This window comes from Desulfotignum phosphitoxidans DSM 13687 (assembly GCF_000350545.1).
Classification (GTDB): domain Bacteria; phylum Desulfobacterota; class Desulfobacteria; order Desulfobacterales; family Desulfobacteraceae; genus Desulfotignum; species Desulfotignum phosphitoxidans.
Genome location: NZ_APJX01000003.1, coordinates 104,027 through 116,068, shown reverse-complemented (window position 1 = coordinate 116,068; position 12,042 = coordinate 104,027). Strand labels below are relative to the sequence as shown.

General features: G+C 50.5%; 15 protein-coding genes and 1 pseudogene. 8 read left to right on the top strand and 8 right to left on the bottom strand.

Annotation, left to right across the window (positions count from 1 at the left end; all coding sequences use genetic code 11):
• Positions 1-14: 14 nt before the first annotated feature.
• Both DPO_RS08005 and DPO_RS08000 read right to left on the bottom strand, forming a co-directional pair.
• On the bottom strand, positions 15-1,172 hold the full coding sequence (locus DPO_RS08005; protein WP_160166904.1) for a porin: 1,158 nt from the start codon (positions 1,170-1,172) through the stop codon (positions 15-17).
• Between the two features lie 113 nt (positions 1,173-1,285).
• Positions 1,286-1,633, bottom strand: coding sequence for a hypothetical protein (locus DPO_RS08000; RefSeq protein ID WP_006965299.1), 348 nt, complete (start codon positions 1,631-1,633; stop codon positions 1,286-1,288).
• 320 nt (positions 1,634-1,953) lie between these two features.
• Between DPO_RS08000 and DPO_RS25830 the strand changes: the two genes are divergently transcribed.
• Positions 1,954-2,340 (top strand): DUF302 domain-containing protein, encoded by a 387-nt coding sequence (locus tag DPO_RS25830; RefSeq protein ID WP_006965298.1) that lies wholly within the window; start codon positions 1,954-1,956, stop codon positions 2,338-2,340.
• A gap of 18 nt (positions 2,341-2,358) precedes the next feature.
• On the opposite strand, the pseudogene DPO_RS26720 reads toward DPO_RS25830, so the two are convergent.
• Positions 2,359-2,481: pseudogene (locus DPO_RS26720) on the bottom strand (hypothetical protein); the annotation flags it as partial.
• On the opposite strand from DPO_RS26720, the gene DPO_RS25670 reads away from it, so the two are divergent.
• Positions 2,451-2,657, top strand: coding sequence for a hypothetical protein (locus DPO_RS25670; protein ID WP_169432908.1), 207 nt, complete (start codon positions 2,451-2,453; stop codon positions 2,655-2,657). The pseudogene DPO_RS26720 and the gene DPO_RS25670 sit on opposite strands and share 31 nt — an antisense overlap.
• A 32-nt stretch (positions 2,658-2,689) precedes the next feature.
• Here the strand turns inward: DPO_RS25670 and DPO_RS23845 are convergent, their stop codons facing one another.
• Positions 2,690-3,370 (bottom strand): hypothetical protein, encoded by a 681-nt coding sequence (locus DPO_RS23845; protein ID WP_006965297.1) that lies wholly within the window; start codon positions 3,368-3,370, stop codon positions 2,690-2,692.
• A gap of 251 nt (positions 3,371-3,621) precedes the next feature.
• Between DPO_RS23845 and DPO_RS25515 the strand changes: the two genes are divergently transcribed.
• From DPO_RS25515 to DPO_RS07965, 4 genes are all read left to right on the top strand, one after another.
• Positions 3,622-3,774, top strand: a complete 153-nt coding sequence (locus DPO_RS25515; protein WP_160166903.1) for a hypothetical protein — start codon at positions 3,622-3,624, stop codon at positions 3,772-3,774.
• A 280-nt stretch (positions 3,775-4,054) separates the two neighbouring features.
• The gene (locus DPO_RS07975; RefSeq protein ID WP_236609927.1) at positions 4,055-4,486 is read left to right on the top strand and encodes a ParD-like family protein; all 432 of its coding nucleotides are present in this window, start codon (positions 4,055-4,057) and stop codon (positions 4,484-4,486) included.
• A complete protein-coding gene (locus DPO_RS07970) occupies positions 4,486-5,064 on the top strand; it encodes a zeta toxin family protein (RefSeq protein ID WP_006965294.1) in 579 nt (192 codons plus the stop codon). Before DPO_RS07975 ends, DPO_RS07970 begins: the two co-directional genes overlap by 1 nt.
• 87 nt (positions 5,065-5,151) lie before the next feature.
• Positions 5,152-5,805: an AAA-type ATPase lid domain-containing protein gene (locus DPO_RS07965; RefSeq protein ID WP_006965293.1), complete on the top strand. Its 654-nt coding sequence runs from the start codon at positions 5,152-5,154 to the stop codon at positions 5,803-5,805.
• 51 nt (positions 5,806-5,856) lie between these two features.
• On the opposite strand, the gene DPO_RS07960 is transcribed toward DPO_RS07965, so the two are convergent.
• The 4 genes from DPO_RS07960 to DPO_RS07945 all read right to left on the bottom strand — a co-directional run bounded on the left by DPO_RS07960 (position 5,857) and on the right by DPO_RS07945 (position 9,231).
• The gene (locus tag DPO_RS07960; protein WP_236609926.1) at positions 5,857-6,156 is read right to left on the bottom strand and encodes an addiction module antidote protein; all 300 of its coding nucleotides are present in this window, start codon (positions 6,154-6,156) and stop codon (positions 5,857-5,859) included.
• Entirely contained in the window at positions 6,153-6,458 is a 306-nt protein-coding gene (locus tag DPO_RS07955) for a type II toxin-antitoxin system RelE/ParE family toxin (protein ID WP_024334226.1), read from the bottom strand. Before DPO_RS07955 ends, DPO_RS07960 begins: the two co-directional genes overlap by 4 nt.
• A 96-nt stretch (positions 6,459-6,554) precedes the next feature.
• Complete coding sequence (locus DPO_RS23840; RefSeq protein ID WP_006965290.1) at positions 6,555-8,318, bottom strand: adenylate/guanylate cyclase domain-containing protein; 1,764 nt, start codon at positions 8,316-8,318, stop codon at positions 6,555-6,557.
• A gap of 1 nt (position 8,319) precedes the next feature.
• Complete coding sequence (locus DPO_RS07945) at positions 8,320-9,231, bottom strand: DMT family transporter (RefSeq protein ID WP_006965289.1); 912 nt, start codon at positions 9,229-9,231, stop codon at positions 8,320-8,322.
• A 206-nt stretch (positions 9,232-9,437) separates the two neighbouring features.
• On the opposite strand from DPO_RS07945, the gene DPO_RS07940 reads away from it, so the two are divergent.
• Positions 9,438-10,322 (top strand): DMT family transporter, encoded by an 885-nt coding sequence (locus tag DPO_RS07940; protein ID WP_006965288.1) that lies wholly within the window; start codon positions 9,438-9,440, stop codon positions 10,320-10,322.
• A 13-nt stretch (positions 10,323-10,335) separates the two neighbouring features.
• A complete protein-coding gene (locus DPO_RS07935) occupies positions 10,336-12,039 on the top strand; it encodes an acyl-CoA dehydrogenase family protein (protein ID WP_006965287.1) in 1,704 nt (567 codons plus the stop codon).
• Positions 12,040-12,042: the final 3 nt, after the last annotated feature.

Sequence of the window (12,042 nt, the reverse complement as noted above, 5' to 3'; positions counted from 1 at the left end):
TGTTAAAATGGACTTTAGAATCCGGCTGCCAGCTGGATTGTGAAAATCAGATGATCCTGTACAGATGTCGTTGCTGTTCCCTGATCAACTGATGAAAGATCAATGCTCAATTTATTGGCATGTCCCTTGAAAAAATAATTCAATCCCAGACCATATACCTGTGTATCGTCTTTGTTTGTTTCATCCACATCTATAAGTTCATAGTGGGCAAAAGGCTGTACCTGTCCTACTCCGATCCGGCCGGGGAAAAGATACCCTGCTTTCAGTGAGACAATCGACCCGTCATCTCCCGATGCAAACTGGCTGTATTTTATACTGTTCACACCATTTTCAATATTGATGTAGGCGGCTTCGGCAGTCAGGGCCCCCCCGTTACTGTAAGGCTGGTCATAGTGGATATCCGCTGTCCAGGCAAAATAATCATCGGTTCCGGCACCAAATTCAAGTTCTTGCGTATCAGCACCCAGGCCCAATGCAAGAATCTGTTTCTTTCCCAGATAGGTGCCCTGATTGAACCAGCCTGTCTCAGGATCAAACAGGTTGAAACTGACCCTTCCGGCAAACCTCAGGTTATCATCCGGATTCTGGGTGGTGTTCTCCACCCCTTCGCCGACCATGAACCGATATTGGAACTTCCCCGCCATCAGATTGCCCCAAAAAGTGACACCGTCATCGCGGCCAACCTTGCTGGGGTAAAAAATATTGCCCCTGATACCGCCCTGGGTCCAGTCCAGATCGGTTGTCAGCAGCGCCTTGGTCGAGGTAGTGCCATAATTTCGCGTAAACGGAATATACATCCGCCCCACCTGAACATTCAGCATATCAGATGGTTTCAGTGTGATCCAAATATCTCTGAATGCGACACCGCTGCCAAGGCCCAGTGATGAATCATCCAGATTATCCTGACCGATGCGGTCGGCAGCAATATGTGTGAAAAATCCCAGATAGGGCGTGGCCTCGCCGCTGATGCTGAAATAGGCCCTTCGTATCATAAAATCATTGACATCGGTATCAAGCACGCCGTCTCCATTGCCGTCACTGGCATTTTCCGCATATTGATACCAGGCCTGGGTCCAGAAACCAATCTCTCCTTTAACCGCTTCATTGATTTTAAATTTGTACCCTGCCTGAGCCATGCCAGCTGCCCAGATCACAACCATTAACGCAATCATCACAACCTTCAATGTGTTATTCATCATTGCAGCGTTTTTTCTGAAAACAACCATTTTTCCCTCCTTAAATTTACCTTTAAAATCATTTTAGGCCCTGAAGCCCTGGTTATGAACTAATGGCCTTGCGGGCCATTGTCATGCATGTCTTGTGTATTGCGGCCGTCATATCCATTGTCCCCATGATCGATCGGATGGCTGTCATTATGGTAAAAGGAATCATCATCCATAAAATGCTCCTGTCTATACCTGCCGTCACTATCCATATGAGCGCCATGGTCAAAGCGATACGATTCTTTGCCGTTGTTGCGATATTCCTGATCCCCATGATTTCTCTGGCTGCTGTCATACATATGCTGCGTCTGACCGGACTGGGTCCGGCCACCTCCCATCATTGCGTACGCGTTCATGGAAAAACCGATTGCAGCCACCCCTAAGATGATGAACATTATTGTCTTCTTCATTTTTTTCTCCTTTTTCATGTATGGTTACCGATATTGATGACGATTGTTTAATGATCGCTGCATCACCGTTATTTTTATGAATTGCAACGGGTGTGCCACAGTGGTTTTCCATGACAAAAAACTTCAGGATTCAAGAAGAAATGATTATTTAGAACAGGAGGTTATATTTATAACTGCATACTGAAAAAACATGAACAAGAGAAAAAAATTAATATGACACACCCATCCTGTCTGTATAAATTTTATACAGACAGGATGGGTGTGTCTAAATATTGGGCAGTTGACAAAAAAGCGGGTCTGTATTGGGCTCAAAAGAGAGCATGCCGTTTCTACCGGTTCGTATTTTCAGAAAAAATCACCTGCCCAATATCGACGTCAAGGCTACATTAAAAAAGAAACTTGATGTGGATTTTAAAAAATATCGAATTCTGGGGGCTTGCAATCCGCCCTTTGCTTTCAAAGCGCTGCAGGTTGAGGATAAAATTGGAACGATGCTGCCATGTAACGTCATTGTTCAGCCCATTGCCATAATGACCACCGCCGGCGGCATGCTGGCCAGCATTTTTGCCGTATCCAGAATGCTGGCCATGCTGACCGAAATGAAACTGGTGCCCCACAGCCATTTTGGTATGCCCGGAAGCATCCAGAAGCATACCCTGGTCTATACCGTTGAAAACCAGTTCACCATCCACCAGGATATTCGGTGACCCCTTTATGTTGTGTTTATTCTGGAGCTCGACGTCATCTTCCATGTACCGGATGGAATAGGGAATCCCCAATTTTTTCAGCTCCGCCTCTATAATCGGGCAATGGGGGCATGACCGCGTTACTGCAAGCGCAACGTTCATTTTTTCTTCCCCTGAACCTTGATTTGAATCTCAATATCCCCATCGACCACCGCCCGGACAAGCCCAGCCGCGGTCTCCAAACGCCTGTCGACACTGGATCAGATACTCGTCGTGTTTCCGGTCCAATTTGGAGCGCAGCTCCGCTGTTCGTTCCGACAGCGCTTTTACCTTCTTAAAGGCCATGGATTTTCGATGCAAGGGCGGCTGCTTATAATCCCTGAGCATCCAGTTTTTTGAGTTGTTCCTGATTGAGGACACCTTTGAGTTTGCGAAGGTAATCCAAGCTCGTCAGAAACATCTCGGCCTTGGCTTCAGCTTCCTTAACAAACGCTTCTTTTACTTGCTGGGGGTTGACCTGTTGGTCCCAGCGCTGGCCGGCCAGCTCGATTTGCAGTTTCATGCGCTGCGCCCAAAGATCCGCCATTTTCTCCAATCGTTCCCGTGCCAGGCCGCGCACCTGGTCCCACTGCTCGGGCGTCAGGTTCAGCTCCTCCAGCATGCGGGCCATCTGAGCCATCCCGCGGGGACCGCCGCCAGGACCTTTCATTCCAGCACCCATTTTCCCCATCATTTTTCCCATGCCGCCGGGCCCGCCCATCATATGCGACATCATCATGCGCATCATGCCTTGGTCCATCATGCCCATCATCCCCTGACCGCCCGCGTCATCCGGTCCGGCCATCATGCCCATCATACCGGGGCCGTCGCCGGATGCAGAACCCGACATCTTGCCGGAGCCGGAGGATTCCATTGAAGTCGGCATTTTTTCCGCGGCGCCCGATTGGTGGTGCTCCTCTACAGCCATACTGCTTTGGACCCCAATGAAACCGGATACCGCCAAAACTGCGATTGCAACCAATACGTTCATCAATAAAGATTTTCTCTTCATGCTTTGCTCCTTATTTTTATTTGATTTTCTTACTTCTTTGCTGTCAACATTCGCCCTGGCTGGTACTGATTACATTTTAGTTCGGTTACAGCGACAACCACATGCTGTATCAACCAAACATCCCCATCATACACAACCCAATTTGTGATATTAATACAGGAAACCATGTATTTTCCGGTCATTCACACAGTATTTGAACATGAGGGCATTTTGGTCTGCTGCACCTTGTGCGCCCATGGGTGGGGTGAAAAATGGTCGCGGTATTTTTTATCCGGTACGGCAATCAGGACGATCTTTATCTGGGCCGAGATTTTTTCATCCGGCTTCCCCCGGAAGAATCAGTCGGTCTCGGGTGGCTGCGGTGCATCCTCAGCCACCTGTGCAACTGTGAGGCCTCGGAATAAATCGGCATTTGCCGAATTTGGCAACGCTGCCATTTTCGGCAAATGGCATTGGAACGATGTCCGAGCCAGGCCCGATCTCTTTGCAATCCTGTCCTGGCTGCTGACCCTGATTCAACCCGCCCGGATCCTTTTGTGGGTGGAGCGGAGGCGCATGCTGACGTAACAGCCGGCTGCTGATCACCGATTTTGCAAAGACAGAAACTTTGCAGAGACGTCAATTCCATTGACACACCCTGAAATCAATAGTATTTTGTAGCAGAATGCATCAATATGATGATAAATGAATCAGGAACAGGGGGCGATGATGACCACGGTATCTTTAAGAATTGACCGGGATCTGGCGTTACAGGCGGAGCGTGAGGCCAGAATTCAGAACCGGTCAAAGACCAAACAGCTTGAGTACTGGGCGATACTGGGCAAAGCGGTTTCATCAAAATTAAGTATTTCAGATGCCGTTGCCGTGTCGCAAGGCATCAAAACCATTAAACTGAAAGGACCACCCTCTGTTCAATCGATTTCAATTGATTCAGACGATATCTTCAATCAGCTTGAAAACGACCGGACCAAAGGGCTTTTGGCCGGAAAAGTGACGACTGCGGCAATATTTTATGAGGCAAGCGCTGAACATCCCGGTTATTTGGATCGGGTCAATTCTGTCACCGGAGAAAGGCAGACCGGTTCATTCGAACGCGGTGAGTTCAGGGCACTCTGATGGCGGATCCAAGACAGCTCTGGGTGCTGGCCGGCGGAAATGGGGCCGGCAAATCAACCCTTTATCATTTGTATCTTGCCGGATACGGCATCCCGTTTGTGAATGCCGATCTGATCGCCAGGGATTTGAATCCCGAGAACCCGGAAGTGGTCAGCTATCATGCGGCAACCCTGGCAGGTCAAATCAGAGAGGATTTGATCTCTCAAGGCATATCTTTCTGCTTTGAAACGGTTTTTTCCCATGACTCAAAAATTGATTTTCTTGCCCGGGCTAAAGCCAATGGCTATACGATCATTCTTGTATATATCCATTTATTTGATTCACGTTTGAATGAAGCCCGTGTGAAACAGCGTATCTCAGAGGGAGGGCATCGTGTCCCGATAGATAAGATTCACTCCCGGATACCCAGAACGCTGCAACACATAAAAACAGCATTGTCCATAGTGGATGAAGCGAGAATCCTGGACAATTCCTCCAAAGAGAATCCATTCAAACAGATCATTGTGATGAAGGCCGGAAATTACGAATCAAAAGCAGATCACTTGCCGGAATGGGCAAAGGATTTGCTCCCGGCATAAGGCTCGGCGGGGGGATATACCAGAGCGGGAAGGGGAGGAAAAGCCACATCAGGCAGGGCTTTATACAGGTTTTGCCGGTTCGATCACATGCAATGTCATAGCTTGATCCACCCCTTTCAGGTCTGCCGGAAAAGAAGACTGCACCTGCAAATCCACCCCTTCGGCGATTTTGTCCAGCACGGCATCCGAAATCAGAATCTGCCATTTTCGAGCCTGCTCCTGGATTCGGCTGGTGATATTGACCGAAGACCCCACCACCCCCTGAACGTCATCAATATCAGGATCTCCTCTTTAAAGGAGAGGCCAGACGACATTCCCCTGCTGGCCCAGCATTTCCTGACCCGGTACGCACAAAAAAACCGGAAACTGTTCAAGGGATTCACGCCCGTGGCCATGGATGCCCTGATGAAGCATCCATGGCCGAGCAATGTCAGGGAACTTGAAAATGCCGTTGAAAGAGCCGTGATCCTGTCCATGGGGCAGTATATTTCAGAAAAAGATCTGCCGGCGGATGTGGTGAAAAACTACCGGCCGGATGAGGTTTTCCAAAATCCCCTGCCGGAACTGGGGGGCAAATCCCTGGATGAAGTTGAAGCCATGGCCCTGATACAGACATTGAAACAGACCGGCGGCAACAAGACAGAGGCGGCAAAATTATTGAATATCACCCGAACGACGTTAAACAACAAAATCAAAAAATGCCATCTGGATCTGGAACAGATTTTATCCTCCCATCCATAAAACAGCCCCATGATCGCTGCATCACCGACACTTTTCAGTGCATCGCGACCCTTACGATGCCGGCAGGGTTTCATCCGCCGTTGCCAGCGTCAATTTCAAACCAAATGCCTGAAGTACTTTTACGACCGTATCAAATTTGGGTGCGCCATTTCCCGAAAGAGCCTTATAAAGATTTTGCCGGTTCAGATCGGCTTTCTGTGCAATTTCAGTCATTCCTTTGGCCTTTGCCACATTGCCGATGGCGACCATCAGCAGATCTGTGTCCCCCTCTTCCAATGTGGCTTTTAAATATTCACAAATCATTTCCGAGCTGTCCAGATATTCGCTGGCATCCCATTTAGTGGTTGTCATACCCATGATAGATCCTCCATAATTTGCCTGGCTTTTTGAATGTCTTTGGACTGGCTGGATTTATCACCACCGCAAAGCAGAAAGACAATGGTTCCCTGCCTGATGGTGAAATAAATCCGAAAACCCGGTCCAAAGAAAAATCGCAGTTCATACAGACCCTCACCCAGGGTCCGGTAATCTCCAAGATTACCCATCTGTATGCGGTCGAATCTTGAAATAATGCGTGCCCTGTATTTGAGATCTTTGACCCTGGTTGAAAACCATTTGTCAAAAAGCGGCGTTGTTTCAAGACTGTATGTCATGGGTATATTGTCGCACATAAAAGACAAATGTCAATGTAATTTTTTAGCTTTTGTTCCACAAAAGCCTCTTTTTCAGAAGCGGAAAGAGCTTTGATATCAGGTGCACAGAGTTTTATAAGATTTTGCGGGTTCGATCACATGCAACGTCATGGCTTGGTCCACCCCTTTCAGGTCCGCCGGGAAAGAGGACTTTACCTGCAAATCCTTGTCCCGGGTTGTTTTGTCCAGCACTGCATCCGAAATCAGAATCTGTTTTTTCCGGGCCTGTTCCTGGACCCGGCTGGTGATATTGACGGCCGATCCCACCACCCCATACTTGGCCCGGGCATCTGATCCGATATTGCCCACCACCACCTGACCGGCATGGATCCCAATGCCCATGGCCAGGTCCGGGAGATTTTGTTTTTTCAGCTCCCGGTTCACCTCCGGCATTTTGGCCTGCATATCAAATGCACAATGAACCGCCCGCAATACCGTGTCTGATGTCGGTTCGTCCAGGGGATCAAAAAACACCAGGATCGCATCCCCGTAAAAATCCACAATAATGCCCTGGTGTGTCTGGATGATTTCGATCATATGGGAAAAATACCGGTTCAGAATGGCTACGATCACCTCAGGTTCCAGGGTCTCGGACATGTTGGTGAAACCTCTGATATCCGACATGAGCATGACGGCTTCCCGCCGGACCCCTCCCAGCTGACCGGCCTCCGGGTGCGCCATCAGGGTCCTGGCAAAATCCGGGTCCACATACCGGCCAAAGCTGTTGCGGATATGGTCCCGCTCCTCCAGTCCTTCGACCATGGTGTTGAAACTTTCCACCAGGTGCCCGATTTCATCCCGGCTGTTCACCGGGATGGGAGATCCATAATCCCCTTTTGCCACGGCCTGAGCCTTTTCAGACAACTGCTGGATCTGACTGACCATCCGGCACATGTGAAACCGGATCAATACCAGCACCAGGGCGGCCAGTACAAAAACGCCCAGGGCAAGGCCATTTCTGTATGTCACGATGGGGCCTAAAATTTTATGGCCGTCGGCAAACATGATAATGGTCCAGGGCACCTGCGCCAGTTTGTAAAACCCCGCAATCAGATCCGGCGGATGTCCTTTAAGGGAAACCGTGCCGAAGGGCTGGGTATTCATTTTTTCAAAAATAGCCTGCTCCAGCGGATCATCGGATCCCCCGAGGGTCTTCCGGTCCGTCATGGTCATGTTGGTATGGGCCATATAGGCACCGGTCTCATCCACAATACAGGCCATGTCACTCTGCCACCACCCCAGGGCCAGAATATCTTTGAGCAGAAAATCAAACTCCATCCGGATAACCAGATCCCCCAGCCGTTTTTCCGACACCCCGAACAGAGAAATCTGCATGATCACGGTTCTGCCTTTCTCATCGGCATGATACCGGGGGCCGGACACACTGGCGATTTGAGACCGGGAAAACCGCATGCCGGGATGTTCCGCCATGTTCATCCGATCCATATTCCCCATGCCGGGCAGTCTTGCGGCCGGAGGGGCGGTTGCCGGATCAGCCGGCTCATACGCCGCAGACACCACCCCGTCCATGACCAGCAGATAATCCACCACCTGATCCGGAGATATCGCAATATCTTTCCGGTCAGATACCTTAAACAGGACATTGAGCAGGTCCACCGGCTTGAAAACCCGCATTTCAATATAATGGGCCGCCCGCTGCAGCTTGACCACAGCCGATTCCTGCCACTGATCCAGCATGATGCCCCGGGAATACCAGAAACTGGCGGCCCCGCCCAAAAGGACAATGACCAGCACCGGGAGTAACAAAGAAATCAGAAGCCGTGTCTGTAACTTTTTAAATTGAAACCGTGACAGATCCATTTTATTGTTTCACCCCTTGCGGCGTTTGATTGGCCAGAACGATACCTGACAGAATCAGCATCGCACTGACGGCATGGACCAGGCCGATATGTTCTCCGAGAAACAGATATGCCAGCAATCCGCTGAACAGCGGCATCGTGTAGTATATCATCCCGGCCCGGGATGGTCCCAGGGTGATAATGGCCCGGTTCCAGAGCAAAAAAGCACAAAGCGATGCAAAAACCCCCACATACAGCACGGCCGGCAGCGTGGATCGATTTAAATACAATCCAGGCATCCGGACCTGTTCCCAGATAAAAAAAGGCAACAGAAAGATCAGCCCCATAAAAAACAGCGTGAACTGAAACGTATACAGCCGGATGCCCTCCGGCTTGTGTTTGATCAGAATACTGAACACGGCAAAGAGCACTGCGGATGCCAGCATCCACAGATCGCCTGCCACAAAACGGATGGCCAGCAGCCGGGCGACCTCACCCCGGGTGATCAGACAGACAACCCCTGTCAGCACAACCACGATTCCCACAGCTCTTTTAAGGGTCAGCACTTCTTTGAACAACACCCGGGAAATCAGCACCACAAACACCGGAAAGGTGATGGCGATCAAAGACAGGTTCATGGCAGTGGTGGTGTGTCCGGCAATATAGATGAACGTGTTGAAACAGGTCACCCCGATGAAGGCAGTGACTGCCATATACCCGATATGCGGCCGCACCCGGGGCCAGTCTTTGGCAAAACCCTGGATCGCAAAAGGAGCGAACACCAGAACGGCGGTCAGCCACCGGTAAAATGCCAGGCTCACCGGCGGAATCAGGTCGTTCAATCCTCTTGCCACAATAAAATTGCCCGACCACAGGGCCGTGGCCCCCAATGCAACCCCATATCCGGCCAATAGACTACTGGTTTTTTCCGGCATTTCCCATGCTTTTTTTTATCATACGCTGTTTTTTTATACCATGGCCCTTGTCTGTTTTTTCTCCAAACCATACCACCATTTTTCAGCCGTATCCAACAAAAAATCCAAGAATTCCGCAACCACACCGCAATTTGTTTGACAGACATGGCATGCCGGGTCTATTTTACACCATCAATTGACCCACGGACTTCAAGGACCACTGACATATGCCATACACCCCGACCCGAACCGTTCTCATGGACGCCCGCACGGCAGGTCCTTTGTTCATGCTGTCTGCGGCATTGCTGTTCACCCTCATGTCCACCATTGTCAAACTCATGCCCGAACATTACACGGTCTGGCATCTGGGATTCATCCGCTGTTTCGGGGGAATGCTGGTATTGACACTGGTGTTCAGCCGCAAAAAAAATCCGTTCAAAGGACACAACATCCCGCTGCTCATTCTCAGGGGATGCACCGGTTCTCTGGCATTTTTCTTTGTGGTGTCGGCCCTGCGCCTGCTGCCCATGTCCACGGCCGTGGTGTTGTTTTATTCCTATCCGGCGTTTGCGGCCCTGTTCGGGTTTCTTATTTACAAAGAACAGGTGAACCGGTTTCAGATCGTGTGTATCGGGGTTCTGCTGGCCGGGGTGGCCATCCTGTTCGATTTTCGATTATCCGCCAGTGCCCTGGGCCAGGCCATGGCCATCATGGGGGCGGTGCTGTCCGGATTCACGGTCACGGTCATTCGGACGCTTCGGGAACACAACGGTCCGGTCATCATCTATTTTTATTTCTGCACCATGGGCACCCTGGCCACCCTGCCCTTTTGCATCACGCATCCCGTGATTCCGGGCTCTGCTGTGGAATGGGCCATGGGGGCAGGTATCATTGCCACGTCCGTGGCGGCCCAGCTGCTCATGAACCAGGGATTTTTTTTCTGCAAGGGATTTGAAGGTGCGGCCTATATGTCCAGCGAAACCCTGTTTGCCGCAGTCGTGGGCATTGTCTTTCTCATGGAACCGGTCTCCTGGCACCTGTTTGCCGGAGGTCTGCTCATTGTGGGCGCCGGCCTGGCCATGCACCGGCTGGGACGGATTCAAACCAAATAAAAGGAACCACGGCATGATTTTATTCAATCCCAGGACCGCCACTTTTGATCATCTGGATGACGCATCCCGGCAGATCATGACAAAAACCATTGCTTATTTTGAGACCCGGGGCAAAAAACAGTTGAAATCCGATTTCCACCAGCGGGTCTGGTACCAGGATTTTCTGGATTTTTTAAAGGAAAACCAGATTTTCGCCACCCTGCTCACCCCGAAAAAATATGCAAAAGATAATGAAAACGCCCGGTGGGACACCCGGCGCATCTGTGATTTCAATGAAATACTGGGGTTCTACAATCTTTCCCACTGGTATACCTGGCAGGTGTCCATCCTGGGCCTGGGTCCCATCTGGATGGGGGATAACGAAGAGATCAAGCAAAAAACCGCACAACTGTTGAAAAACGGCCACATCTTTGCCTTTGGTCTGTCGGAAAAAGACCATGGGGCGGATCTGTATGCGTCGGACATGGCCCTGACCCCCCTGGGAGACGGAAAATACGTGGCGGACGGCGGTAAATACTATATCGGCAACGCCAACCAGGCCGGGATTGTGTCTACATTCGGCAAAAACTCGGAAACCGATGAGTATGTGTTCTTTGCCGCCGACCCTGCCCATGACAACTATGATCTGGTCCAGAATGTGGTGGACTGGGAAGGCTATGTGGCCGAATATGCTTTGAACGGCTACCCTGTCACCAATGCGGACATCATGTCCACGGGCCGGGCTGCCTGGGACAGCGCGTTAAACACCATCAACGTGGGAAAATTCAACTTAGGCTGGGCATCCATCGGCGTCTGCACCCATGCCCTGTATGAAGGCCTCAACCATGCGGCCCACCGGAACCTGTACGGTCAAATGGTCACGGATTTTCCCCATATCCGGCAGCTGCTGGTGGATGCCTATACCCGCCTGGCCGCCATGAAGCTGTTTTCTTTGCGGGCCGCTGATTATTTCAGGTGTGCTTCGCCTGAAGACCGGCGGTACCTGCTGTACAACCCCATGGTCAAAATGAAGGTGACCTGCGAGGGAGAAAACGTCATCAACCTGATCTGGGATGTGATTGCGGCAAGGGGGTTTGAGAAAGACACCTATTTTGAAATGGCAGCCACCGACATCCGATCCCTGCCCAAACTGGAAGGCACGGTCCATGTGAACATGGCATTGATCATCAAGTTCATGGCCAACTATTTCTTCAACCCCGGCACGTTTCCGGACATCCCCCGGCGGGATGATCCGGGGTGCGATACGTTTCTGTTCAACCAGGGAGAAACCAAAGGCCTGGGCAAAATCCAGTTCCATGATTATCACCTGGCCTATGACCGTGTGGACCTGCCCAATGTAAATATCTTCAAAGAACAGATCGACCAGCTGGCCCAAATGCTCATGACCGCCACCCCGGACAGGGACCAGGCCAAAAACATGGATTTTCTGCTGTATCTGGGGGAATTGTTCACCCTGGTGGCTTATGGCCAGCTCATCATTGAAAAATATCACATGGATAACTTCACCCCGGACCTGCTGGAACAGATATTTGATGTCATGATCAGGGATTTCAGTGAATTTGCCCTGAAGCTGTATGCCAAACCCGTCACCACCAAAGCACAAATGGATTTTTGCATAAAGATGATAAAAAAACCGGCCACAGACAAAGACCGGTTCGACCGGATATGGGAAACCCGTGTCATGGCCCTGAAAGACATCTATGAGATGACGTTATAAGTG